This is a genomic window from Marcopretia estuarina LEGE 06307, assembly GCF_056633115.1.
In genome coordinates, this window is the sequence record NZ_JBSJOY010000005.1 from 321,293 (window position 1) to 344,431 (window position 23,139).

22 protein-coding genes are annotated in these 23,139 nt (G+C 67.0%); 8 read left to right on the forward strand and 14 right to left on the reverse strand.

The annotated features are described in order from the left end of the window. The first annotated feature begins 117 nt into the window (after positions 1-117). Both hemC and ACWJI3_RS13250 read left to right on the forward strand, forming a co-directional pair. Positions 118-1,071, forward strand: coding sequence for a hydroxymethylbilane synthase (hemC, locus tag ACWJI3_RS13245; RefSeq protein ID WP_094513039.1), 954 nt, complete (start codon positions 118-120; stop codon positions 1,069-1,071). Further along, the gene (locus tag ACWJI3_RS13250; RefSeq protein ID WP_255100802.1) at positions 1,046-3,025 is read left to right on the forward strand and encodes a chloride channel protein; all 1,980 of its coding nucleotides are present in this window, start codon (positions 1,046-1,048) and stop codon (positions 3,023-3,025) included. Before hemC ends, ACWJI3_RS13250 begins: the two co-directional genes overlap by 26 nt. Here the strand turns inward: ACWJI3_RS13250 and ACWJI3_RS13255 are convergent. The 4 genes from ACWJI3_RS13255 to ACWJI3_RS13270 form a co-directional block, all read right to left on the reverse strand. Further along, complete coding sequence (locus ACWJI3_RS13255; protein WP_480203910.1) at positions 3,015-3,755, reverse strand: L,D-transpeptidase; 741 nt, start codon at positions 3,753-3,755, stop codon at positions 3,015-3,017. The genes ACWJI3_RS13250 and ACWJI3_RS13255 overlap by 11 nt on opposite strands. A 21-nt stretch (positions 3,756-3,776) precedes the next feature. Then, positions 3,777-4,364, reverse strand: a complete 588-nt coding sequence (locus ACWJI3_RS13260) for an inorganic diphosphatase (RefSeq protein ID WP_255100804.1) — start codon at positions 4,362-4,364, stop codon at positions 3,777-3,779. Positions 4,365-4,588: 224 nt separating this feature from the next. Continuing rightward, positions 4,589-6,130 (reverse strand): carboxypeptidase M32, encoded by a 1,542-nt coding sequence (locus ACWJI3_RS13265; protein WP_480203944.1) that lies wholly within the window; start codon positions 6,128-6,130, stop codon positions 4,589-4,591. A gap of 41 nt (positions 6,131-6,171) precedes the next feature. Beyond that, positions 6,172-6,612 carry an OsmC family protein gene (locus ACWJI3_RS13270; RefSeq protein ID WP_094512931.1) on the reverse strand — a complete coding sequence of 147 codons (441 nt, stop codon included), beginning with the start codon at positions 6,610-6,612 and terminating at the stop codon, positions 6,172-6,174. Positions 6,613-6,676: 64 nt separating this feature from the next. On the opposite strand from ACWJI3_RS13270, the gene ACWJI3_RS13275 reads away from it, so the two are divergent. Together ACWJI3_RS13275 and ACWJI3_RS13280 are read left to right on the forward strand one after the other, a co-directional pair. Continuing rightward, complete coding sequence (locus ACWJI3_RS13275; protein WP_480203911.1) at positions 6,677-7,150, forward strand: DUF2721 domain-containing protein; 474 nt, start codon at positions 6,677-6,679, stop codon at positions 7,148-7,150. A 383-nt stretch (positions 7,151-7,533) separates the two neighbouring features. Next, complete coding sequence (locus ACWJI3_RS13280) at positions 7,534-8,361, forward strand: response regulator transcription factor (RefSeq protein WP_255139815.1); 828 nt, start codon at positions 7,534-7,536, stop codon at positions 8,359-8,361. On the opposite strand, the gene ACWJI3_RS13285 is transcribed toward ACWJI3_RS13280, so the two are convergent. Beyond that, positions 8,362-8,643 (reverse strand): hypothetical protein, encoded by a 282-nt coding sequence (locus ACWJI3_RS13285; RefSeq protein ID WP_369803032.1) that lies wholly within the window; start codon positions 8,641-8,643, stop codon positions 8,362-8,364. A gap of 72 nt (positions 8,644-8,715) precedes the next feature. Between ACWJI3_RS13285 and ACWJI3_RS13290 the strand changes: the two genes are divergently transcribed. The 3 genes from ACWJI3_RS13290 (at position 8,716) to ACWJI3_RS13300 (ending at position 10,235) form a co-directional block, all read left to right on the forward strand. Next, positions 8,716-9,168: a secondary thiamine-phosphate synthase enzyme YjbQ gene (locus ACWJI3_RS13290; RefSeq protein ID WP_480203912.1), complete on the forward strand. Its 453-nt coding sequence runs from the start codon at positions 8,716-8,718 to the stop codon at positions 9,166-9,168. A 217-nt stretch (positions 9,169-9,385) separates the two neighbouring features. Beyond that, the gene (locus ACWJI3_RS13295; RefSeq protein WP_480203913.1) at positions 9,386-9,847 is read left to right on the forward strand and encodes a hypothetical protein; all 462 of its coding nucleotides are present in this window, start codon (positions 9,386-9,388) and stop codon (positions 9,845-9,847) included. Between the two features lie 97 nt (positions 9,848-9,944). Further along, positions 9,945-10,235, forward strand: coding sequence for a 4a-hydroxytetrahydrobiopterin dehydratase (locus ACWJI3_RS13300; protein ID WP_480203914.1), 291 nt, complete (start codon positions 9,945-9,947; stop codon positions 10,233-10,235). Between the two features lie 175 nt (positions 10,236-10,410). On the opposite strand, the gene ACWJI3_RS13305 is transcribed toward ACWJI3_RS13300, so the two are convergent. From ACWJI3_RS13305 to ACWJI3_RS13315, 3 genes are all read right to left on the reverse strand, one after another. Next, on the reverse strand, positions 10,411-12,078 hold the full coding sequence (locus tag ACWJI3_RS13305) for a bifunctional aminoglycoside phosphotransferase/ATP-binding protein (protein WP_480203915.1): 1,668 nt from the start codon (positions 12,076-12,078) through the stop codon (positions 10,411-10,413). A gap of 22 nt (positions 12,079-12,100) precedes the next feature. Beyond that, positions 12,101-14,716 carry an ATP-dependent chaperone ClpB gene (gene clpB / locus ACWJI3_RS13310; RefSeq protein WP_094512924.1) on the reverse strand — a complete coding sequence of 872 codons (2,616 nt, stop codon included), beginning with the start codon at positions 14,714-14,716 and terminating at the stop codon, positions 12,101-12,103. 121 nt (positions 14,717-14,837) lie between these two features. Further along, entirely contained in the window at positions 14,838-15,263 is a 426-nt protein-coding gene (locus ACWJI3_RS13315; protein ID WP_480203916.1) for a hypothetical protein, read from the reverse strand. Between the two features lie 65 nt (positions 15,264-15,328). On the opposite strand from ACWJI3_RS13315, the gene ACWJI3_RS13320 reads away from it, so the two are divergent. Continuing rightward, entirely contained in the window at positions 15,329-15,550 is a 222-nt protein-coding gene (locus ACWJI3_RS13320) for a hypothetical protein (RefSeq protein WP_094513036.1), read from the forward strand. Positions 15,551-15,868: 318 nt separating this feature from the next. On the opposite strand, the gene ACWJI3_RS13325 is transcribed toward ACWJI3_RS13320, so the two are convergent. The 6 genes from ACWJI3_RS13325 to ACWJI3_RS13350 all read right to left on the reverse strand — a co-directional run bounded on the left by ACWJI3_RS13325 (position 15,869) and on the right by ACWJI3_RS13350 (position 23,136). Then, on the reverse strand, positions 15,869-16,213 hold the full coding sequence (locus ACWJI3_RS13325; RefSeq protein ID WP_094512922.1) for a c-type cytochrome: 345 nt from the start codon (positions 16,211-16,213) through the stop codon (positions 15,869-15,871). Between the two features lie 145 nt (positions 16,214-16,358). Further along, on the reverse strand, positions 16,359-17,381 hold the full coding sequence (locus ACWJI3_RS13330) for an NAD-dependent epimerase/dehydratase family protein (protein WP_480203917.1): 1,023 nt from the start codon (positions 17,379-17,381) through the stop codon (positions 16,359-16,361). Continuing rightward, the gene (gene hemE / locus ACWJI3_RS13335; RefSeq protein WP_094512920.1) at positions 17,378-18,436 is read right to left on the reverse strand and encodes a uroporphyrinogen decarboxylase; all 1,059 of its coding nucleotides are present in this window, start codon (positions 18,434-18,436) and stop codon (positions 17,378-17,380) included. Before hemE ends, ACWJI3_RS13330 begins: the two co-directional genes overlap by 4 nt. Before the next feature lie 26 nt (positions 18,437-18,462). After that, entirely contained in the window at positions 18,463-20,772 is a 2,310-nt protein-coding gene (gene glgB, locus ACWJI3_RS13340; RefSeq protein ID WP_480203918.1) for a 1,4-alpha-glucan branching protein GlgB, read from the reverse strand. Between the two features lie 53 nt (positions 20,773-20,825). Further along, positions 20,826-21,524 (reverse strand): DUF3887 domain-containing protein, encoded by a 699-nt coding sequence (locus ACWJI3_RS13345; protein WP_259730528.1) that lies wholly within the window; start codon positions 21,522-21,524, stop codon positions 20,826-20,828. Positions 21,525-21,543: 19 nt separating this feature from the next. Continuing rightward, on the reverse strand, positions 21,544-23,136 hold the full coding sequence (locus ACWJI3_RS13350; protein ID WP_480203919.1) for a CocE/NonD family hydrolase: 1,593 nt from the start codon (positions 23,134-23,136) through the stop codon (positions 21,544-21,546). Positions 23,137-23,139: the final 3 nt, after the last annotated feature.

Consider the following 23,139-nt stretch of genomic DNA (forward strand, 5'->3'; position numbering starts at 1 on the left):
CGGGCCTGGTGCCGCTGATGGATCAGGTTCTCTGTTACGTCGCTGGGCCCGCGGCCGGCCTGTCCTTAGGCTGGGCGGCTGTGAAACGGCCGTGACGCCGAAGTGAGGACTGACGTGATGGCCGGCTCCACCCTGCGCATTGCCTCCCGCCGCAGCCAGCTGGCGATGGTGCAGACCCACTGGGTGCGGGATGCCCTCTCCGCTGCCCATCCCTCGCTGGAGATCAGCATCGAGGCGATGGCCACCCAGGGCGACAAGATCCTTGATGTGGCGCTGGCCAAGATCGGTGACAAGGGCTTGTTCACCAAGGAACTGGAAGCCCAGATGCTGGTCGACCAGGCCGACATCGCCGTCCACAGCCTCAAGGATCTGCCCACCAACCTGCCTGAGGGGCTGATGCTCGGCTGCGTCACCGAGCGGGAGGATCCCGCCGATGCCCTGGTGGTGCACGCCCGCCATGCCGACAAGAGCCTGGCCACCCTGCCGGAAGGCAGCGTGGTGGGCACCAGCTCGCTGCGCCGGCTCGCCCAGCTGCGCCACCACTACCCCCAGCTCACCTTCAAGGATGTGCGCGGCAATGTAATCACCCGGCTGGAAAAGCTGGATGCCGGCCAGTACGACTGCCTGATTCTGGCTGCCGCCGGCCTGGGCCGGCTCGGGCTGGCTGACCGCATCCATGAACTGATCGACCCCTCGATCTCCCTGCATGCCGTGGGTCAGGGCGCGCTCGGCATCGAATGCCGCGAGGGCGATACCGCCGTGCTCGAAACGATCAAGGTGCTGGAGCACCTCCCCACGGCCCGCCGCTGCCTGGCGGAGCGGGCCTTCCTGCGCCAGCTCGAAGGTGGCTGTCAGGTGCCGATCGGGGTCAACAGCCGCTTCGACGGTGACGAGCTGGTGCTGACGGGCATGGTGGCCAGCCTCGACGGTCAGCGTCTGCTTCGCAACGAGGCCCGCGGCGATCAAACCGAGCCGGAGGCCATCGGCATCGCCCTCGCCCACACCCTGCGCAGTGAAGGGGCGGGCGAAATCCTGGAGGAGATTTTTGCAGCTGTCAGGCCCGAGGCTTGAACCGGCCGGCCCTCCCCAGCCACGGGAGGGTGACAGCCGTGGACTGCCCTTCCAGTGGAGCCTGCTGGCCTGGGCTGCGCTGGTGGGGGTGCTCACCGGCGCGGCCGTGGTGGGCTTCCACTATCTGCTGGGCTTCATCAACAATTTCCTGTTCGGCACGCTTGTGGAGTGGGGCACGGGGCTGCTGGGCAGCGCTCAGCCCGATCCCACCCCACCACCGGAGATCTTCACCACCTCCGCCCCCTCCGGCACCCCGCTGAAGGCGCTGGTGCTGATTGGTCTCGGTGGCATCGGCTTCCTGCCACCGCCTCCACTGCCACCAGTGCCGGTGCCGCTGCCCGTGCCCGCCAGCGGCCTGGCCGGTTGGTTGACCTCCTGGCCGGTGCTGCTGGCGCCGGTGCTGGGTGGACTGTGTGTAGGGCTGCTGCGCCAGCTCGCGCGTGATCTGGGCCCCAGCCTGCCGAGCCTGATGGCCATGGCTGATGGCGCCCTGCCAGCGACGCCGCGCTTGCCGCTGCTGCGCCTGATTGCCGCCTCACTCAGCCTTGGCAGTGGCGCCTCGCTCGGGCCGGAGGGCCCGAGTGTGGAGAGCGGCGGCAACATCGGCCTCTGGCTCGGCTTGCGCGGGGGGCTCACGCCCGATTCCCAGAAGGCACTGGTGGCCGCCGGCGTGGCGGCCGGGCTGGCGGCGGGTTTCCAGGCGCCGATCGCCGGCGTGTTCTTCGCCTTCGAGGGGGCCTACAGCACCATCCCCGGCCGGCCCAGTCTCAGGGCTGTGCTGGTGGCGGCGGTGGCCTCTTCCCTGGTCACGCAACTGTCGCTGGGGGACCAGCCGATCTTCCGCCTGCCCGCCTACGAGGTGCGCTCCCCCCTGGAGCTGCCCCTTTACCTGGGCCTTGGGGTGGTGGCGAGCCTGATGTCGTGGGCGCTGGTGAGCATCCTGGCCGCAGGCCGCAGCGCCGCTGTGCAGCGGCGGGTGGAGCGCCTGCCTGCCGTGCTCGTCAACGCCCTCGGCGGCCTTGGGGTGGGGGTGATGGCGCTCGGTTTCCCGCAGGTGCTGGGCGTGGGTTACGACACGATCGAAGCGCTGCTGGGCAGGGAAGGTGGTGTGGCCTTCACCAGCCTGCTGGCGCTGCTGGCCGTGAAGCTGCTGGCCACGGGGCTCAGCAATGCCAGCGGCTTTGTGGGGGGGGGCTTTGCGCCTGCTCTCTTTCTGGGGGCAGTGCTGGGCAACTGCTACGGCCAGCTGCTGGGCGAAAGCGGCTTCGGCCTGCCGGTGGCCGAACCGCCGGCCTACGCCATGGTGGGCATGGCCGCCGTGCTGGCCGGCAGTGCCCGGGCGCCGCTCACGGCCCTGCTGCTGCTGTTCGAGCTCACCCACGACATCCGCATCGTGCTGCCGCTGATGGCGGCCACGGGGCTGAGCGCCGTGCTGGTGGAGCGATGGCATGGCCTGGCCGATCCAGGCCTGCTGGGGCCCGATCCGGTGGAAGAGGAACGTCGTGCCCGCCTGGCGGGCCTGTCGGTGCGGGCAGCGCTGGAACCGGAGAGACCGCTGGTGCTGCCGGGAACCACCGCTGCGGCAGAGGCGTTGGCGCAGCTGGTGCGGGCCCATGGCCATTGTCTGCTGATCGAGCAGGACGGCTGGGTGGTGGGGCTGGCCACGCTGATGGACCTGCAGCGGGTGATCACCAGCCAGGGGGGGGCGGCGCCGCTGAGCGACTGCCGCCGCGCCGAGCTGATCTGGCTGCCGGCCAGCGCCAGCCTCGCGCAGCTGGAGGACCAGCTCAACCCCAACGGTCTGCGCCAGCTGCCGGTGTTTGAACAGGACGATGGCCCTCAGGCCAAGCTGCCGGCTGGTGTGCCATGGGCAGGCTTGCGAGCCGATGAGCTTCAAGGCATGGCCAGCCGTGATGGCATGGCGCTCGCGCTGGCCCGTGGGCTCAGCGGGTGATCACCACCGGGGTGCCCACGTCCACCAGGTCGAAGAGTTTGCGCACGTGCTCGTGGAACATGCGCACGCAGCCATTGGTGACCGCCGAGCGGGAGCTGACCGTCCATGCCCAGGCGCTGGGCGTGCCGTGGATGCCGAATTGGTTGGGGCCGACGGTCTTGAACCCCAGCCAGCGATCACCCAGGGGACCGTTCGGCCCGACGGTGCCTTTCACCTTGCCGGTTCTGGTGCTGGCGTAGATCGGGTTGACCACCTTGTTGGTGACCTGGAAGGTGCCGGTGGGCGTGGGCGTGCGGGCATCACCGATCGCCACAGGCCAGGGGCCATACACCTTGCCGCCCTGCTCAAGCCGGATGTCCCGCTTGCCCAGCCGCAGCACGATCCGTGAGGCCACGACCGGCTGCGCCGTTGGGGTGGCGGCGGGTGACGCGGTGGCTGGGGCAGTGGTGGCTCCAGGTGCCGGGCTGTTGGCTGCCGGGGTGGTTCCAGGCGCCGTGATTGTGGGTGTTGTGGCTTCCGGCGCTGCGACCGCAGGTGCCGGTGTGGCCGTGCCCGGCGCCGAGCTGGCCGGACCCGCCGGGGTGGCGGTGGGGAGTGCCAGTGCAGCGGTGCCTGCGAGCAGGGTGGCGCTGCACAGGCTGATCACCAGTGCGCCGGTGGAGGTCACCAGACCACCGGTGGAGGCGCCAGGACTGCGAAGGTGCGGAAGAACCATTGGGATCGGGCGCATTCAGGTGCCGGTCGTGGGGCTTCAGCCCACAAGTTTGGCATCGATGGTGTCGAGATAGCGCTTTTCGCATTCCTTGATGATGCGAACCGCCTCCTCCACGCCGAAGAATCCATTCACTTTGCAGGTGCCGGGCTTCTTCAGATCCTTGTAGTGCTCCCAGTAGTAGTGGGTTTCCTTCTGCCAGTGGGCGCCCAGCTGCTCGTAGCTGGTGATGTGATCCATGCGCTTGTCATCGGCGATCACGGCGATCACCTTGTCGTCCACTTCGCCGCCGTCGTCGAAGGTCATGATGCCGATGATGCGGGCCTCCACCAGGCTGCCGGGCACCAGCGGCTCGGTCACACCCACGATCTCGATGTCGAGCGGGTCCCCGTCTTCATCCCAGGTGCGGGGGATGCAGCCGTAGGCGAAGGGATAGGCCAGGGAGGAGTAGCCCACCCGGTCGAGTTTGAGATGGCCGGTTTCGGTGATCAGTTCGTATTTGTTGATCGTCATCGAATTGAGCTCGACGATCGTGTTCAACCGCAGTTCCGCTTCGTCGGCGAAGGCCGGCAGCACATGCAGCAGGTTGAGCATCGTGCGGCTGGGCGGATGGTCGATGTTCGCCATGGCGATGGGAAACGAGCGGCGCGGCCGATCCTACGGAGTGCCCCAGACCGGCCTCACTCAGGGGCTCGCACGAAGGCGCATGCGAACGGCCTTGCTCTCAGGTCACCCTCAGCCTCGGCCTCGAATCACCATGCACCCTGACGGCCTCACCCTCTGTTAACCACGCACGCTGACGGCCGCGCCACCAGCCCCCCGCAGGCGCTCGCCTTGCCTTTCCCACCGGCTCAGTGGCGGACGCTGCTCAGCAACTGCTGCACCTTGGCTTCCAGATAGGTGAGGAACGGCGTGGCGCTGAGACGCTCCCCCGTGACCTGCTCCACCAGCTCCTCCCCGTTCACCGCCCGCCCCAGCGGCCAGACGTGGGCCGCCAGCCACTGCTGCAGCGCCTGTTCCTGGCCGGCGGCCACGTGTGCCTCGATCGACCCGATCTGCCGCTCCATCGCCTCGGCGAGCTGGGCGCTGATCAGATGGCCGAGGGCATAGGAAGGGAAGTAGCCGAACAGGCCTTCAGCCCAGTGGATGTCCTGCAGGCAGCCCTCGCTGTCGCTGGCCGGCCGCAGGCCCAGCAGTTCCACCATGCGCCGGTTCCATTCACCGGGCAGGTCGGCCACCGGCAGACCTCCCTCCAGCAGGGCCAGCTCCAGCTCGAAGCGCAGCACGATGTGCAGGCAGTAGCTCAGTTCATCGGCTTCCACACGAATCGGGCCGGGCCGCATCGGGTTCAGCCCCCGCCAGAAGCCATCGATGCCGCCCCAGCGATCTGCGCCGGCGCCGGCCACGAAGTGCGGCTGCCAACGGGCGGCGAAGGCGCGGCCGCGGGCCACCCGGCATTCCCAGAACAGCGACTGGCTCTCATGCACCCCCATCGAGGTGGCCTCGCCGAGCGGCCAGGGGAAGTAGTGGTCGGTGCTGCGGGGCAGGCCCTGCTCGTAGAGCGAATGCCCCCATTCGTGGGCGGTGGCCAGGAAGGAGGAGAACGGCTGCCCGGGCACCACGCGTGTGGTGATGCGGAAATCCTGAGGTCCGACCGTGCAGGAGAAGGGGTGAGCGGACCGGGAGCGCTGGCAGCGCGTCGGGTCGTAGCCCCAGCTGTCGAGCAGCTCACTGCAGAGGCGTTCCTGCTCCGTCTCGGGCAGCTCGGCGGTGGCGGTGCTCTCCCCGCTCTGCTGGGCGGTGGCGGCGGCCACCTGCTCCAGCAGCACCGGCAGGGTCGCCTTCAGTGGGGCGAACAGCTCCTCCACCCGCGCTGTGCTGATGTCGGGTTCGAACGGCTGGGCCAGCACCTCCCAGGGGCTGCGCGGCGCCAGCTCGGCGCTGGCCAGTTGCCCGGCCTGCTCCTGGCGCAGGGCGATCAGCTCCGCCAAGGCGGGGGCGAAGGTGGGGAAGTCGTTGTGGCGGCGGGCGTTCTGCCAGAGGGCGTTGCCCTTCGACTGCGCCCTGGCCAGGCTGGCCACCAGCGCAGGGTCGAGGCAGCGCTGCCGTTCCAGTTCGAGGCGCACCAGCTGCAGGTTGCGGCGCCGCTCGGCTGGCGCTGAGGCCCCCAGTTCCGCCTCGGCGGCCGCCACCAGTTCGGCGTAGTGGGCGCTGCTCTGACGGGCATGGATCTGGCTCGCCAGCAAGGCCAGCTGCTCGCCGCGCCACTCGGCCCCGGCCGCAGGCATCACCGTGTTCTGGTCGTAGTAGAGCGCGCTGCTGATCGACCCGAGCACCCTGGTTTCGTGCAGGTGATCCTGCAGGCGTTGCAGGGCGGTGGCCGGCTCGGACATCGGAAGAGCTGCGGTGGCGAGGCCCAGCATGGCGTCCTCGCTCATGCGGCCGGCGGCTGGTCTGAGGCGGGCGTGCCGGCGTGCTCCCAGATCAGTTCCATGGCCACGGCGCCTTCCAGGCTCTGCTTCACCGGGCAGCTTTCCGCCGCGCGCTGCAGCAACTGGCGATGATCCGCCGCCAGGCCCTCCGGCAGGGTGATCCACACCGTGAGCGCCTCGATGCGGCGTCGACCGGAGCGGGTCATCGTTTTCTCAACCCGGGCCCGGCTCCCCTCCAGCGCCCAGCCGTGCCGCTGGGCCGTGATGCCCATCACCGTGAGGATGCAGGTGGCCAGGGCCGTAGCCACCAGATCGGTGGGGGAGAAGCGCTCGCCCTTCCCTTCGTTGTCCAGCGGAGCATCGGTGAGCAGGGAGGAACCGGAGGGTTCATGCAGGGCCTGGCAGCGGAGCGAACCTTCGTACTGGCACTGGATGGTGGTCATCGCGGCGAGGCCGATCGTGTCTGCCCCTGAGAATGGCAGCGGAGTCTTCTGGCGGAATGCGATGATGGCCCCGGACATCCTCGTGCTCGCGGCCGGCACGGAAAGCACCGCAGCGGTCGCCAAGCTCTCCTATGCCATTCAGCTGTCGGTGGCGCCGGTGTTCCTGCTCACGGGCATCACCGGCCTGCTGAGCATGTTCACCCAGCGGTTGGCACGGATCGTCGACCGCACCCGCCTGCTGCAGGAGGCTCTCGCTCGGGGCACCACCCTGGAGGCGCGCCGCTTGCGCAAATCGCTGGATGTGCAGAAGAAGCGCATGTTTTTGATCAACCGCGCCATCTTCTGCGTCACCTTCACAGCGCTGCTGATCGCCGCGGTGGTGGCTGTGATGTTCGTGAGTGCGGTGGCGGTTTTGGATCTTGCCGCCATCCTGGTGCCAGCCTTCGTGCTGGCGATGCTGATGCTGATCGTGGGGCTGGTGCTTTTCCTGCAGGAGGTGCAGCTGGCGATTTCCCAGAATCCCAAGCGTTACTACTGAACCTGCCGATGGGCCAGGTGCAGTGACCGCGCGCTTCGGTATTGAGGCTTCAGGGCATTGCCTGGCCCGTGCGGTAGTGAAACTGAATGGGGCGCCAATGCGTTTTCAGAGGATTGCGTGTCTCCAGGCTGGTGTGAGTGACCGGTGTGGCGCAAAAAATGAGAAGAATAGGGTGCTGTTCTAACGGTGCCCGAGCGATGGCACGGCAATTCTTCTGCAATTCGCCATGGAAACGGCTACCCTCACACAACTTCGTTCTGTACGACTTTGCCCGGCCGTGCACATTTTCCCACCCGCCCAATGTGGTCGATTTGGCCCGTGTCGGGGATGTTCCAGGCGGCTAACCGCCTTCAGATGGACCATGTCCCTGTTCTGTCCATCCCATGGCTGGCGTTGTTACCTCTGATACCCCAGTTGTCTGCACAAAGGCAACTCGACCATCTGCCGCTGCGGCATTCAGCGGCAGACTCGCCGGACGATTAATGGATTTCAACCCGTTCCTACAATCTGATCTGGAGCACGATGAAGCCACCAGGAAGCTACTCTTTGGTCGCTCGCTGCTGTGTGTGAGCGCTCGGCGCATGATGATCGGCCACATGAAAATTCTCCTGGAAAGTGTGGTCTGTTCACTGCATAGCGCCACTACTGAGGAGGCTGGCTTGAAGCATCTTCAGCAGCTCGTGCCCGATCTTGTGCTGGTGGGTGAATTCCTTGAAGGAAGCACGGGAATGGCTTTCATTCGCAGGATCAAGCATCGCTATCCCCACCTGCCGTGCCTGCTGATCTTGCAGAACGAAACATCGGACGTGCTGGAGGAAGCGTTCGCCTCGGGCAGTGATGGCATCTGCCTAGAGCGCTATGCGGGCCGGGGTTATATCGTCACGGCGCTCAAGGTGATCCTTGATGGCGGCATCTACATGGATGCCCCTCTGTTGACGATCATGCTGAAGGGTACGTTCAGCTCCGTTGGGGAAGTCAGAACACGGCTGACCCCCCGCGAACGCGATGTGCTCTGCAAGCTGGTGGAAGGGTACAGAAATGCAGAGATCGCTGCCCAGCTGCTTGTGTCCGTGGAAACGGTGCGAACCCACATGAAGGCGATTCGAAGCAAACTGGGAGCACGCAATCGCAACCATGCTGCCCTGATCGCCGTTACCACCGGGCTGGTGCGCTGGCAAAAGGGACCGAGCCAAGGCCGTGATCCCCTGTGATCATTTCTTGCGGCAATAGCCTCCGCCGATGTTCATCCAGCCCGACTGACAGGCTTCTCCATCCCGTGGACTCACGGTGTAAGAGGTGACCCCGAGGGTACTGCACTTGCCGTTGAAGGTGTCGACATACCCGAGCGGACACATTCCTTCTCGCTTCGGGATCACCTGCTGTGCAATGGCCCCGCCCGCCACAGCCCCACCCGCCAGCGGAACCATGAGCAGCGCCATCAGGCCAATAGGAAGCTGTGCGGCACGCCATGAAGCAAGGGGAAGGGGAGCCATTGGAAATCTGTTGTGATGGCGCAACCATAGAGACTAAAGATGACCCAACCATGACCGCCCGGCCTGTTTTCCATGCTCTGTCAGTACTTGTCGCAACTGCGAGTTTCCACCGAGGGTGAGGGCTTCACCGACCTGACATCTCAGTTGGCTGCCTGCGTGACCGCTTCTGGACTCCGCCAGGGCGTTCTCAATGTGTTGCTCCGGCATACCAGCTGCAGCCTGACGATCAATGAAAACGCCGATCCCCGTGTGCTGCTGGACCTTGCTGCGTTTCTGCAGGCGCTGGTGCCGCAGGAAGGGGTGCGCCCGCTCAGTGGGCAAGGCCGGCTGCGGCCCTGGGTGCATGACGACGAAGGCCCCGACGACATGCCGGCCCATGTGCGCACGGCACTGACGGCCAGCACCCTGTCGCTGCCGTTTGAGCAGGGCCGCCTGATGCTCGGCACCTGGCAGGCGGTTTACCTCTGGGAGCACCGCGCCGCTGGCAGTTGCCGTGAGCTGAGCCTCCATCTGCTGGGGGAATGAGCAGTCTTCAGGGGGGATGAACAGTTCCGGCGGAACACCGGCGAGGCTCGCGCCCGACTACGCCTATGCCTTTGGGCTCTACCTGTCCACCTCTGGGAGTGCCCGTCGCACCCCGAGGCCCTTGGAGACGCAGGCAACGGCAGAGACTTGCCGCAACACCGTGAGGCCATGGGAAGAGAGACCCCACGGCAGACTGACCCCACGGCAGAGTGAGGCCATGGAGAGAGCGCCATCCGCCCGGGCCCCGGTGCAGCCGGTGCCGATTACTGCTTCTGCGCGCATAGCCGCTGGCTCCACGTCCCGGAGCGGCCAAGACCGCAGCCTCGGTTCTACCCCCGTCCCGGCCCCCGAGCCCAGCCGCAGCTGTAACGACGAGCTGACGGCGGAAATCCTGCGCCTGCGCGGTGAGATCACTCAGCTGCACTGCTCCATCGGCGCCCTCACCGCTGCGATCACCGCTCTGGCAAGCCGACCGCCTGGTTCCTTCATGGAGCCGCCAGCGGAGCTTGGGCCACCGGTGGCCACGGTCTCCCCCGCCACCCTGCTGGCACTGCGCAGCGGCGAACGGCTCAATGGTGAGGTGCAGCGTCGCCTGCGTCTGGGCGGCGATGCCGACAGCGACACCGAACTCGACCTCCTGATTGATCGGCTCCATGACCTCAGCGATTCCGGCTGCTGAACCAGAGGGCTGGCGTGCCTCTTGGGCGTGCTTCCACCCGCTTGCGCGCCTGGGCCTGCTTGCCATCCTGGTGGGAGCACTGTTCTGCGGACCTGTCATGGCGGCCCAATTGCTCACCCCTGAGGAGATGAAGGCGCTGCCAGCTCAGCTGCCGGGCTGGAGCATGAGCAACGGCAAGCTCCATCGCACCTTTGTATTCGCCGATTTCAACGCCGCCTTCGGTTTCATGGCCCGGGTGGCCCTGCTGGCAGAAACCCTTGGCCACCATCCGGAATGGAGCAACGTCTACAACCGCGTGGTGATCGATCTCACCACCCACGATGCGGGGGGCCTCTCCAGCCTGGACCGGGAGCTCGCGCGGCGGATCAACAGTCTGCTCACTCCCTGAGCATCAGATCCTGAAGGCTGGATCCACGACGCCTGAATCTCCAGACGCCGGAACGCTGAGGCACGACTTCAAGACGCCTCTCAATCCAGGACTCCCGGGTTGAAGAAGCCCTGAGCCAAGACCCTGGGTCCAGGAAAATTGGGTCCAGGAGAACGGGGTCCGGGAGGGCTGAAACTCAGCCTGAGCCCTGACCTTCGGCCGATCCGGGCCCAACTTCGGTCGAGCCAGTTGCGCCGTCCGTGCCGTCCGCGCTGCCCGTGGCGCCGCAGGCGATCCGCTCCCAGAGCGGCATCAGCAGCGATGTGGGGTCATCACCGGCGCGGAAGCGCAGGGTGTGCCGCTGCTCCAATGGCGTGAGCGGTTCGACCTGGCTGCGTTGCAGCGCCGCCACGGCCAGATCGGCATCGCTGGGGTCGTCGTTGCGCTGCAGGCGCGTCCGCAGGCGTGTCTCGATCAGTTCAGCTGAGGCGTCCACGTCGACGATGCACCAGGGCACCCCCAGCTCCTGGGCCAGGGCGGTGGCCCGCTGGCGGCTGGCGAGGCGCAGGTGGGTGGCATCGAGCAGCACGGCACGCCCGGTCTTCAGGCCTGTGGCGGCCTGCTCCAGCAGCGCCGCTTCGGTACGGGCATGGGCTTCGGCGCTGTAGAGGCGGTCCCGCTGTTCACCGCTGGAGCGGGCCAGGGGGTCCAGCCCGAACAGCGCCTTGCGCACCCGGTCGCTGCTGATCGTCTCGGCGATCAACCAGGGAGCCAGCAGGGCGGCCAGGTGGCTCTTGCCGCAGCCCGAGAGGCCCCGCAGCAGGATCAGCGGCGGCGGTTGCAATCCGGTGCGGGCATAGGCGAGTGCCAGCGACAGGTGGCCGCGCGCACCGCGTTCAGCCGCCAGGCGTTCGGTGGCGGCGCGGTCGTGCTCGGCCCAGCTGACCGTTTCCACCTTGGCCCGCACATGGGCCCGGTAGGCGCAGAACAGGTTGAGCACCGCCGGATCGATCGGGCGGCCGTAACCCGCCAGCAGCGCTTCCGCCTGCTCGGCATGGCCGCTGGCCTGCAGTTCCATCACCAGGAAGGCGAGATCGGAGGCGCCATCCACCTCCCGCAGCCCCGCATTGAATTCCACGCAATCGACGATCAAGGGGCCGGGCTCTGCCTCCAGCAGCACGTGCTCGAGGCGCAGGTCGCCATGGCCGTTCACGCCCCAGTCGGCGGCGATCCGTGTGGCCAGCGCGTGGCGCTGTCGGCGCAGCTGCGCGGCCAGGCTGCTCACCAGGGCAGCATGCACCGGGGCGGGAAACAGTGCGGGCACGGCGCTGGCGGTGGCCTGCACGTTGCTCGCCAGCACGCGGGCGAAGCGCCGGATGGCGGCGCGGCCATCGGCGCCGGGCCTGCCATTGGCCTTGTGAAAGCGGGCGATGACGCCCCCCAGGGCCCGCATCTGTGCGGCCGGCACGGGGCCGGCTTCGAGCCGGGCACGCAGGGTGCGCTGCCGATCAAAGCGCCGCATCACCACCACCGGCTCTCCTGCCAGCGCCCGCACGCCCAGGTAGATGGGGGCGGCCAGGCGCTGGTTCAGCCGCACCTCCTCCCGGCACCAGTGCCAGCGCTGCTCCAGGCTGCTGTAGTCGAGCAGATGCCAGAGCTGCAGCGGCTTCTTGAGCTTGTAGGCGTGGCGCGGGGTGAGGAACACCACGCTGATGTGGGTCTGCACCACCTGCACCTGCCGCTCGCTGGCCGCCACGCCCTGCCAGTCGGCCAAGGGATACACCGATGGCCGGCTGAGGGCAGCGATCGTGGCGGCCAGACTGGCCGCAGCCGCTGCGCTGGTCGGCGGGGGCGCGTCACTCATCGGCGCGCCTCCAGCAGGGGCCTCATGCGAGCGCAGGCTCCACCTGGCGCTGGGGTTGGAAGTGCAGCCGCTCGCCCAGCACTGACACCCCCACGCTGGAACCTTCGCCGTAGGTACCGGCCAGGATCGCCTTGGCGATCGGGGTTTCCAGCTCCCGCTGAATCGCTCGCTTCAGCGGCCGTGCGCCGTACACGGGGTCGTACCCGGCGGTGGCGAGCCAGTCGAGTGAGGCGGCATCGAGCTCAAGCCCGATCTTGCGATCGGCCAGCCGCAGCCGCAGCCGCTCCACCTGGAGCTCCACGATCTGGCGCAGTTCCTCGGCCCGCAGGCTGTGGAAGATGATCGTTTCATCGAGGCGGTTGAGGAATTCGGGGCGGAAGTGGCCGCGCAGGGCCTCATTCACCCGCCGCTCCATTTCGCCGTGGCGGGCTGGATCACCGGCCAGATCGAGAATCGAGGCACTGCCGATGTTGCTGGTGAGGATCAGCACGGTGTTGGTGAAATCCACCGTGCGTCCCTGCCCATCGGTGACGCGGCCGTCATCGAGGATCTGCAGCATCACATTGAACACATCGGGGTGGGCCTTCTCCACCTCGTCGAACAGGATCACCGCGTAGGGACGCCGCCGCACCGCTTCGGTGAGCTGGCCGCCTTCCTCGTAGCCCACATAGCCGGGAGGCGCTCCGATCAGGCGGCTCACGGCGTGCTTCTCCATGTATTCGCTCATGTCGATGCGCACCATGGCGTCGGCGCTGTCGAACAGCTGGGCCGCCAGCGCCTTGGAGAGCTCGGTCTTGCCCACGCCGGTGGGGCCGAGAAACAGGAACGAGGCGATCGGCCGATTGGGATCGGACAGGCCGGCGCGGGAGCGTTGGATCGCATCCGCCACGGCGGTCACCGCCTGCTCCTGGCCGATCACGCGGCGGTGCAGTTCCGCTTCCAGATGCAGCAGCTTGTCCATCTCCGACTGCACCAGCCGCGCCACCGGAATGCCGGTCCACTTGGCGATCACCTCGGCAATGTCGTCTTCGGTGACCTCCTCGCGCAGCAGGGTCTTGTCGGCACCGGCGGCATTGAGCTCGCTCTCCTTGGCTGCCAGTTTCTTGTTCAGTTCCGCCAGGGTGCCGTATTCGAGCTGGGCCGCCTTGTTGAGGTCGTAGCTGCGCTTGGCCTGCTCCACCTGCAGCTGCACCTGCTCGATTTCTTCCTTGATGGCGCTGAGCTCGTCGATCGAGCCCTTTTCCTTCTGCCACTGGGCATTGAGGCCGCTCTGCTGCTCACTCAGCTCGGCCAGTTCCCGCTCCAGCCGTTCGAGCCGATCGCGGCTGGCCGCATCGGATTCACGGCCCAGTGACAGCTTCTCCATCTCCAGCTGCAGGATCTTGCGATCGATCTCGTCGATCTCTTCCGGCTTGGAGGTGATCACCATCTTCAGCCGCGCTGCCGATTCATCCATCAGATCGATCGCTTTGTCGGGCAGGAAGCGATCGGCGATGTAGCGGCTGCTGAGCACGGCGGCGGCCACAAGGGCGTTGTCGGCGATGCGCACGCCGTGGTGCACTTCGTAGCGCTCCTTCAGCCCGCGCAGGATCGAGATCGTGTCCTCCACCGTGGGCTGGTCCACGAACACCTGCTGGAAGCGGCGCTCCAGGGCCGGATCCTTTTCGATGTGCTGGCGGTGCTCATCGAGGGTGGTGGCGCCGATGCAACGCAGTTCGCCGCGGGCCAGCATCGGCTTGAGCAGGTTGCTGGCATCCATGGCGCCGCCGCTGGCGCCGGCCCCCACCACCGTATGGATCTCGTCGATGAACAGCACGATCTGACCTTCGGAGGCGGTCACCTCCTTGAGCACGGCCTTGAGCCGCTCCTCGAATTCACCGCGGTACTTGGCTCCGGCGATCAGAGCGCCCATGTCCAGCGACACCAGTTGCCGGTTCTGCAGCGCCGCCGGCACGTCACCGTTGATGATCCGCTGGGCCAGGCCTTCCACGATTGCGGTCTTGCCCACGCCGGGCTCGCCGATCAGCACCGGGTTGTTCTTGGTGCGGCGGCTGAGGATCTGGATCGTGCGCCGGATCTCCTCATCGCGGCCAATCACCGGATCGAGCTTGCCGTCCTTGGCGGCCTGGGTGAGATCACGCCCGTACTTCAGCAGCGATTCATAGGTGCCTTCGGGGTTCTGATCGGTCACGCTCTGGCTGCCGCGCACGGCTTCGATGGCCTGACGCAGTTTCGTGGCATCCACGCCTGCCTGCGAGAGCAGCTGGCGGCCGCAACGGGCGTCGTTGGCGAGGGCGAGCACCAGATGCTCGATCGAGGTGAAGCTGTCGCCGAATTCCTTCTGCAGGGTGGCGGCGTGATCCAGCAGCAGGTTCAGCGCCTTGCCGAGGTACACGCTCTCGGGCGCGGTGGCGAGGCTGGGCTGGCCGCCGATGAAGGCTTCCACCTTCTCGGTGAGCACGGCGGGGTTCACGCCGGCCTTCTCCAGAATCCGCCCTGCCAGCCCCTGCTGGGCCAGGAGTGCGGCGAAGAGGTGCTCGCTTTCCAACTGTTGCTGGCGTTTCTGCTGGGCCAGCTGCTGGGCGGCCACGATGGCGGCCCAGGCCTTTTCGGTGAAGGTTTCGGCAGTGGGGTGCATGGCGGGGTGCGCGCGTTGCGCCGTCGGGGGGAGATGAATTCACCCTATGAATCACTTCTGCGCTGGGCTCAGAGGGAGCACCGAACCGATACCCACAGAAAACCCCCCATGGCGCCCGCGATCACGGCCCTGTGGCGGCGGGAAGCGGGAACTGCATCCGGCGCAGACTCTCCGCCCTGGTGCAACGGCGCACGGGGCAGCCATCGGGCCCATAGACGGCATCGGCCGCGGAGAGGCAGCCCATGCCGTTCTTGCCTGCCACCTGCTCGGGTTTGAGCTGCAGCGGCTGCAGGTTGGAATCAGGGGTGGGCGGCAGCCGTGGGCAGCTCTTCAGCGGCGCTGTGGAGGGTCCGATCGCCTCCGGCTGGTTGGGAGACGGGGTCTGGGCGCGGGCAGGACGCGCCGCTGGCCCGAGCAGGGCGGTGGTGAGGGTGGCCGCCGTGGTGAAGGCAAGCGCCGCCCGGCAGACGAAGCCATGGCGCTTGCAGCGCCTGTTGAGAACGCTGTGGCCCCCCGGCTGGCGAAGAGGCGGGGCTGCGGGACTCATGGCCATGGAGGTAGGGGGGCGCCTGCCTAGTCTCGTTGGCCAGGCCATGGATGGTGCGCCCGCCGATGACAGCCCTGCCCCCTGATTCCATCCCGACCGACGAGCTGGTGAGCCGGCTGGCGGAAGAATCGCGGCTGTTCGATGCCACCGCCAGGGACCCGGAGCGCAACTGCTGGCTGGTGGTGCACCGGCATGCCCACGGCGTGTTGCCCAGCGAGTACGACATCCGCGATGTACCGGAAGACCTGTATCTGGCCGTGCTCGCCCGCCGTAAGGAGCTGGGCTGAAGCCTCGTCGGAAACCGCTGGGCTGAAGGCCGTGCCTCAAGGCGCTGGTCTGGCTGTGTCGACGCGTGGCAGGCATGGCGCGGGTGCGCTGCCCCTCGAACACCAGCACAGGAAGCTCACGGCAGCTGGCTGAGCGGCGGATCGCCGGACGGCATTGCCCTACCGGCTGATCCGCCCAGGCTCCCGCGCGCTCACACAGAAAATCCGCCCCGGTGAAGAGGCGGATGGCAGATGGAGCCTCAGGCCAGGCTCAGGGATGGGCCGTGAAGATCAAAGCCTTGAGGGGCTCGAGCCTGACAGCGCGAGCGGAAGCAGAGCTCAGGACCAGCCTTCCGAGGACTTCTGCTCGATGTAGGCGGCCACATCAGCAATGTCAGCTTCGGTGAGCTTGCCGCCGAAGGCGGGCATGGCGTTCTTGCCGTTGGTGACCTGGTAGGCGATGGCCGATTCGTGGCCTTCGTTGTAGTTGGCCAGGTAGGCCTCGAGGGCTTCTTTCTTGAGTGTGCGCTCGGCGTTCACGACGTTGCCGCCGCCCATGTGGCAAGCCGCGCAGTTAGCGGAGAACACCTGGCCGCCATGGGCGACATCCGCGGCGAACGAAGGAGACGCGGAACCCAGCAGAAGCGCCAGGGCAAGGGCAACAAATGACAGCAGACGGCGCATCGAAAGGCGTGCAACGAGAAGAAGTTAGGGTCTCGTCCCCACGCGGCGCTGCAGCACGCGGGAGGATCGAAACAATCTCGTTACGCAAGCGGCGCGTGGCGCCAGCTGAGGTGGGCTGCCGTCAACCGGTGTGGCGGCCCAGCCTTCAGCCCACCGCGCCGCGATGGGGCAGGCCAGCGGCGTCGAACACCCGCTCCAGGGTGGGGGCATGGCTCACCAGGCCGAACCGTTCCGGCGGGCTGACCGGGCTGTGGATGAAGTGGCGCTGACGGATGCTGAAGCGATCCCAGGCGTTCACCTCGATCGGCAGCACCTTGATCAGGGCTTCGATCAGCCAGCCGCTCAGGGCCAGGCCGAACGGCGGCCGCCAACACTGGCGCCAGCGGCACAGGCTGGTGATCGCCCCATCCACCGTGACGGCGGGCTGACCGAGCACCAGGCGCCGCACCGGCCCCTGGCCGGGTTCGCTGTTGGGCTGGTGCGGCTGCAGGCACAGGTGGACGCACACCCGGCTGATGTCCACGGCATGAATGAAGTGGAAGCTGGCCTCCGCCCTCAACCAGCGCGCCAGCCACAACCAGCGCACCCCCTCCTGCAGACCGGCGGTGAGGTAGCTGGTGGGGAAGCGATCACCCGGCTGCACCGAGCCGCCGAACACCAGCGTGGGGAACACGGCCACGATCCGCTCCGCCAGCGGGTGCTGCTCCAGCTGCTGCAGGCACAGGGCCTTGGTCTGGATGTACTCGGTGCCGTAGGCCTGCGCTTCCGGCAGCAGCTGCAGGTTGCGATCCAGGATGCTGGCGGTGGAGAAATAGATCACCTGCTGCAGCCGTTCGGGATCGGTGCGGCCCAGCAACTCCTTCACCGCCACCACATTCACCTGCTGGGCCCGCTCGGGATCGCCCCAGGCGGTGGCGGTGTGGATGATGCGGTCAGCGGAGGCGATCGCCCCGGCATGGGGCTCCTGATCGCGCAGGTCGCCCACCAGCAGGGTGATGCGCGGATCGTCGGCCGGCACGGCGGTGAGCTTGGCGGGATCGCGCAGCCAGAGCAGCAGCTCCACGTCGCTTTCGCGGTAGAGCTGTTCAGCGATCGTCTGTCCGACGCAGCCGCTGGCGCCGGTGATCAGCACCCGCTGGCGCGGGCCGGGCGATGCGGAACTGCTCAAACAGCCGCCCCGATCCACTCATTCACCGACTTGCCGGCTTCGAAGAACACGCGGGCGTTGTCTTCGGGGGTGCCGGGCAGGATGCCGTGCCCCAGGTTGAGGATGTGACGGCGGCCGCGCGCCTTGAGCACCGTGTCGACGATGCGGGCGCGGATCGCCTCAGGCGTGCCGAACAGCAGGCCGGGATCCACGTTGCCCTGCACCCCGAGGTGCTGGGGCAGACGGGCGCAGCCGTCGGCCATGTCCACGGTCCAGTCGAGGGAGATGAAATCCACGCCGGTGGTGGCCATGCGCTCCAGCACGCCGGCGCTGCCGGAGATGTAAAGGATCAGCGGGGTGTCCGGGTGCTTCGCCTTCACCTGGTCCACCACGCGCTTCTGGTAAGGAGCGGCGAAGGTGTCGTAGTCGATCGGGCTGAGCTGACCGGCCCAGGAATCGAACAGCTGCACCACCTGGGCGCCGCTTTCGATCTGGTAGCTCACGTAGGTGGCGATCGAATCGGCCAGGTGGCCCAGCAGCTGATGCAGCAGCGCCGGCTCCTGGAACGCCATCGCCTTGATCACGGCGTAGTTCTTGCTGCTCTTGCCTTCCACCGCATAGGCGGCAAGGGTCCAGGGTGCGCCCACGAAGCCGAGCACGGCCGCCTGGTTGCCCACGCTCTGGCGCAGCCTGCCCAGCACCTCGCCCACGAAGGGGAGGGCGGCGGCGGGTTCCAGCGGCCGCAGGGCATCCACCTGGGCCTGGCTGCGGATCGGCGGATCGATGATCGGCCCCTTGCTCTCGATGATGTCGAAGTCGATGCCGATACCCGGCAGCGGCGTGAGGATGTCGGAGAACAGGATCACACCGTCGGGCGCGAAGGCCTCAAACGGCTGCATCGAGATCTCGTAGGAGAGGTCGGGGATCTCCGAGCGTTCCCGGAAGCCGGGGTGGCGGTCACGCAGGTCGCGGTAGACCTTCATATAACGGCCGGCCTGCCGCATCATCCAGACCGGCGGCCGCTCCACCTGCTCGCCTCGGGCAGCGCGCAGCAGCAGGGGCAGGGTTTCGGCCATGGAGGGAGGGAATGCCAGCGGCGAACCTACCCGACCAGCCGGCCGGCTTCGGTGGATTCGTCACACAGGGCCTGGCTGCGGGCTTCATCGCGCTGCAGCACCAGCACGCTGAGAGGCGGCAGGCAGAGGTTGATGGATTGCTCGTAGCCGTGCATGGGGCAGGTATCGGTGAACTTGCCGCCGAGATTGCCGAGGTTGCTGCCGCCGTAACGGCTGCTGTCGGTGTTGAACACCTCGCTGTAGTAGCCCTCGAGCGGCACCCCCACCCGGTAGTGGGAATGACTCTGCGGGGTGAAGTTGGCCACCACCACCAGCCAGCGCCCAGTAGTGCTCTCCCGGCGCATGAAGCTGATCACGGAGTGGCGGTTGTCGCTGCAGTCGATCCACTGGAAGCCGTATTCCACGAAGTCGTCGCGCCAGAGCGCTGGCTCTTCGCGGTAGAAGCGGTTGAGGTCGTCAACCATGGCCAGCAGGCCTTTGTGAGCCTCGTACTGGAGCAGATCCCACTGCAGATCGCCCCACACGTTCCATTCGGAGCGCTGGCCGAATTCCATTCCCATGAAGATGGTCTTCTTGCCCGGGTGGGTCCACATGTAGGCGAGAAGGGCGCGCACGTTGGCGAACTTCAGCCAATCGTCGCCGGGCATCTTGTGCAGCAGGCTGCTCTTGCCGTGCACCACTTCATCATGGCTGAGGGCCAGCATGAAGTTCTCGGTGTAGTGATACCAGATCGAGAAGCTGATGTTGTTCTGATGGAACTGGCGGAACCAATGATCCAGCTCGAAGTAATCGAGCATGTCGTGCATCCAGCCCATGTTCCACTTCAAGTTGAAGCCGAGGCCACCGATTTCGGTGGGCTTGGTGACCATGGGCCAGGTGGTGGATTCTTCGGCGATCGACAGCGCCCCCGGGAAATGATGGAAAAGCACCGCATTGGCCTGCTGCAGGAAGCGCACGGCCTCGAGATTTTCCCTGCCGCCGTATTCGTTCGGCAGCCACTCTCCATCCGGGCGGAGATAATCGCGGTACAGCATGGACGCCACAGCATCCACCCGGATGCCATCGATGTGGAACTCCTCGAACCAATACACAAGATTGGCCACCAGGAAGTTGCGCACTTCGTTGCGGCTGTAGTTGAAGATCAGCGTGCCCCATTCCTTGTGCTCACCGATGCGTGAATCGGCGTGCTCGTAGAGGTGGCAGCCATCGAAGAAGGCCAGGCCATGGCTGTCCTTGGGGAAGTGGCCCGGCACCCAGTCGAGCAGCACGCCGATGCCTTCGGCGTGGCAGCGGTCCACGAAGGCACGGAACTCATCCGGGGAACCGAAGCGGCTGGTGGGGGCATAGAAGCCGGTGACTTGATACCCCCAGGAGCCATCGAACGGATGCTCGGCGATCGGCAGCAGCTCGATGTGGGTGAAGCCGCGTGCTTTCACATAGGGGATCAGGCGGTCGGCCAGTTCCGGATAGGTGAGCAGCCGGGCGCCTGGCTTGAGATCAGCGGCGGCCACCGGCGGCCGGGGCGTGCCATCGGGCTCAATGAACGGTTGATCCATGGCCGCGTGCATCCAGCTGCCCAGATGCATCTCGTAGACGGCGATCGGCTGCTCCAGCGGATCGCGGCTGTCGCGCTCGGCCAGCCAGCCCTGGTCGGACCAGCGGTACTGGCCCAACTGCGCCACCACCGACCCCTGCTGCGGGCGCACCTCGTGCTGGAAGCCGTAGGGATCGGCCTTCTGATAGCAGTGCCCGTGTTGATTGCGGACTTCGTATTTGTAGATCGTTCCCGGCATCAGCCCGGGGATGAACAGCTCCCAGATGCCACCGAGGCGCAGCTGCATCGGATGGTGGCGGCCATCCCAACCGTTGAAATCGCCCAGCATCGCCACCGTGAGGGCATTGGGAGCCCACAGGGCGAACTGCACGCCCGCCACACCATTGCGCTCGCACACATGGGCTCCAAGCCGCCGCCAGATGTGGTGGTGGTTGCCTTCGGCGAAGAGGTGGCGATCGAGCTCGCCCATCCACTCTTCACGGAAGGCCCATGGGTCGTGCTGCTGGTGCTCGATACCTGCGCGTCGCACCCACAACTGGTAATTCTGGGCGGGATCGTGATCCAGTTCCGCTTCGAACAGCCAGCGGTGATGGGGGCACTCCATCGCCAGCGACTGGCCATTGAGACGCAGTTCCACCCGTTCGGCCTCGGGCATCCAGGCCCTCACCACCCAGTGATCGCCGAGAGGTTGGGGCCCCAGCACCGCAAACGGATGATCGTGACGGCACTCTTCGAGTTTCTGACCGTCTTGGACCATCCAGTCGAGGCTGGCGGGAGCCATGGGCGCACATGCGGGCGAGCCGGGAGCTTAGGCCGCCCACCTGCTCCGCCGCCTCAGCGCGGCGGGGTGGTGGGGAAATCGATGCCGATGATGTGGCCGGCGGAATCGAGGATCACGAACAGGTTGTCGGTGAGACGACTGAACTGGGTGGTGACGAGCACCAGCTGCTGGTCACCACCCTGACTGGCCACCAGGGTGCCGCGCACCCGCTGGAAGGGGCCGGTGCGTTTCTCCAGGTTCTGCCAGCGGTTTGTGAGTTCCTGCGCGGAGATCTGCTGCTGCAGCTCCAGCGACAGCATGCTCCGTGCCGTCACCACTTCGCCACGGCTCACTGCGGTAACGAAGCTGCTGGCGATCTGACGGATTGGTGTGCTGCTGCGCTCCCACTCCCAGGCCAGTAACCGGCCCCGTTCATCGACCACCAACACGATCTTCTTTGCGCCGCTGGGGGTGGTCAGCTCCGCTTCCACCGTGCTGTCGTCTACCCCACTCACAACCTCGAGCACCTTGCTGCCGAGGATCCTTTCCTGGCCCTGCAGGCGCTGATTGACCTTTTCTACGGTCGTGGATTGGCGCAACTCCGGAGCCAGCTGCTCGTAGATCGCCTGGCTGTTCCTCTGGCCGAGGGCCGTGAGCAGGTTTTCTGCTGCACGCTTGGCGTCGGCCTGGGAGAGGCTGGTAGTGGCCAGTGCCGCCGGCCCCGAGAAGCCGGCCAACAGGGCCGCAGCCAGAAGGGCTGAACGTAGAACCATGGCAGTCAGAGGGTTGGGATCAGCAAAGTTTCGCCGACGTGAGCGGCTTGAGGTGCAACTGCGCCTCTTGGAGACTGAACTGGAGGGTGATCACCCGATGGTCGGGACCTGTGCGTCCCCTGGGGTGATAGCCATCGCCGGGATTGACGGCGATCTGCGGCCATGCCGCCGCCGCCAAAGACAGGCGCAGGCATTCGCCGGCGCGAAGCGTGGCCAGCAGGGGCTGGAACTGCAGCCGGCGTCGTTGCACGGTCAGGGCATCGTGGCCGAGCCAGCGACCCACCCCTGTGCAGAGCTGCAGCACCTGACTGCCTCCGGCGCGCACCACCGAAAGCGCCCCACACAGGTCGTGGCCGAGCTGATCGGCGGCCAGATCCACCACCAGCTCTGGCCTGCCGCACAGCTGCACATCCTGCGCGAGAGGCGCCGAGGTGAAACAGGCCACATCGCTGCGCTGGTCGATGTCGCCCCTCTCCACCAGGCCGGCCTCCAGGGCCAGATGGCCACCACGGCCGGGGCAGGGCCGCCAGGGGTCGTGCACCAGCCACACCGCACCACCCCCCTTCCCGGCCTCTGTGAGCTGCCCCTCATTTGCATTGATCGCCGCCAGCCCGCCGCTGCGTAGGCCCCACACCAGGGAAGGATGAGGAGCGGCCGGGGCAGGGACCCAGGCCCCGCTGGTGAGGTCGCCTAGTGCGCAGGCAGCCGGCATCTTGGTGGGCTCACGGCCACGCAGATGCCGGTCGAAGAAGGCCAGCTGCAGCTGATCAATTCCGCCGTTCCAGTTCAGATGGGTCCAGGGACCCACCAGCAGTCTCGCTGAGCCGCCGCACGCCCGACTGCGTTCAAGCAGGTCAAGCACGCCGCAAAGATGTGGGTCGAGCCAGCCGCCGATCAGCAGCATGGGCTGGCGCAGCAGAGCCGGCGGAGGGTGGTGGCAGCGCCAGCCGTTCGGTTCCCGGGGATCAAGGTGCAGCCAGCCGAGCCCCATGCCGTTGGGGTCGTGGCGCTCCAGCAGCGCCATCCCCTCCATCAGGAACTGCCCGCTCTCCAGGCTGCGGCGGATCGCCTGCCAGGCGTCGTGGTCACCGCGGCGGCGCACGGTTTCTGCGGCCAGCTGCAGTGCCCAGCCCAGCCCCAGCGCCCAGCGGTGTGCGCCCCCGTCGCTAGCCCAGTGAAGCCGTTCATCGAGGCCGGTCATGGCCGGGGCCATGGCATCCGGTGGCGCCGTGTCTGCGCTGCCCAGCACCTGGGTGAGGCCCTGATAGGAAAAGCCGTAGGTGCCCACCTTGCCATCGGCGAACGGCAGGCTGCGCGCCCATTGCACCGCGGTGGCCCCATCCAGGGCCTCCTGGGCGAATCCTTCGAACTGGCCGGCCGAATCGCCCCGACCGCGCACGTCCTGCACCACCACCGCATAGCCCTGCTGGGCATACCAGTGGGGATGGGCGGCGGTGATGGTGGAGGCGATGGCCCGGCCATAGGGCTGGCGCACCAGCAAAACCGGCCAGCGCCCAGGCGTGCTCGGCTTCCAGACGCGGCTGGCCAGCTTCACCCCATCGGCGCAGGGCATCCAGGTGTCGCTGGACTCCACCGGCAGGGCGTCAGGCACCGA

Coding starts and splice junctions, on each gene's coding strand:
- ACWJI3_RS13265 (WP_480203944.1), bottom strand. CDS start 6,130: ATGTCCGAGCCGGCCACCGCCCTGCAACGCCTGCAGGATCACCTGCAC.
- ACWJI3_RS13270 (WP_094512931.1), bottom strand. CDS start 6,612: ATGACCACCATCCAGTGCCAGTACGAAGGTTCGCTCCGCTGCCAGGCC.
- ACWJI3_RS13290 (WP_480203912.1), top strand. CDS start 8,716: ATGCTCTGTCAGTACTTGTCGCAACTGCGAGTTTCCACCGAGGGTGAG.
- ACWJI3_RS13305 (WP_480203915.1), bottom strand. CDS start 12,078: ATGAGTGACGCGCCCCCGCCGACCAGCGCAGCGGCTGCGGCCAGTCTG.
- hemE (WP_094512920.1), bottom strand. CDS start 18,436: ATGGCCGAAACCCTGCCCCTGCTGCTGCGCGCTGCCCGAGGCGAGCAG.
- ACWJI3_RS13280 (WP_255139815.1), top strand. CDS start 7,534: ATGGCTGGCGTTGTTACCTCTGATACCCCAGTTGTCTGCACAAAGGCA.
- ACWJI3_RS13275 (WP_480203911.1), top strand. CDS start 6,677: ATGGCCCCGGACATCCTCGTGCTCGCGGCCGGCACGGAAAGCACCGCA.
- clpB (WP_094512924.1), bottom strand. CDS start 14,716: ATGCACCCCACTGCCGAAACCTTCACCGAAAAGGCCTGGGCCGCCATC.
- ACWJI3_RS13295 (WP_480203913.1), top strand. CDS start 9,386: ATGGAGAGAGCGCCATCCGCCCGGGCCCCGGTGCAGCCGGTGCCGATT.
- ACWJI3_RS13285 (WP_369803032.1), bottom strand. CDS start 8,643: ATGGCTCCCCTTCCCCTTGCTTCATGGCGTGCCGCACAGCTTCCTATT.
- ACWJI3_RS13315 (WP_480203916.1), bottom strand. CDS start 15,263: ATGAGTCCCGCAGCCCCGCCTCTTCGCCAGCCGGGGGGCCACAGCGTT.
- ACWJI3_RS13255 (WP_480203910.1), bottom strand. CDS start 3,755: ATGCGCCCGATCCCAATGGTTCTTCCGCACCTTCGCAGTCCTGGCGCC.
- ACWJI3_RS13260 (WP_255100804.1), bottom strand. CDS start 4,364: ATGGCGAACATCGACCATCCGCCCAGCCGCACGATGCTCAACCTGCTG.
- glgB (WP_480203918.1), bottom strand. CDS start 20,772: ATGGCTCCCGCCAGCCTCGACTGGATGGTCCAAGACGGTCAGAAACTC.
- ACWJI3_RS13325 (WP_094512922.1), bottom strand. CDS start 16,213: ATGCGCCGTCTGCTGTCATTTGTTGCCCTTGCCCTGGCGCTTCTGCTG.
- ACWJI3_RS13300 (WP_480203914.1), top strand. CDS start 9,945: ATGGCGGCCCAATTGCTCACCCCTGAGGAGATGAAGGCGCTGCCAGCT.
- ACWJI3_RS13345 (WP_259730528.1), bottom strand. CDS start 21,524: ATGGTTCTACGTTCAGCCCTTCTGGCTGCGGCCCTGTTGGCCGGCTTC.
- hemC (WP_094513039.1), top strand. CDS start 118: ATGGCCGGCTCCACCCTGCGCATTGCCTCCCGCCGCAGCCAGCTGGCG.
- ACWJI3_RS13320 (WP_094513036.1), top strand. CDS start 15,329: ATGACAGCCCTGCCCCCTGATTCCATCCCGACCGACGAGCTGGTGAGC.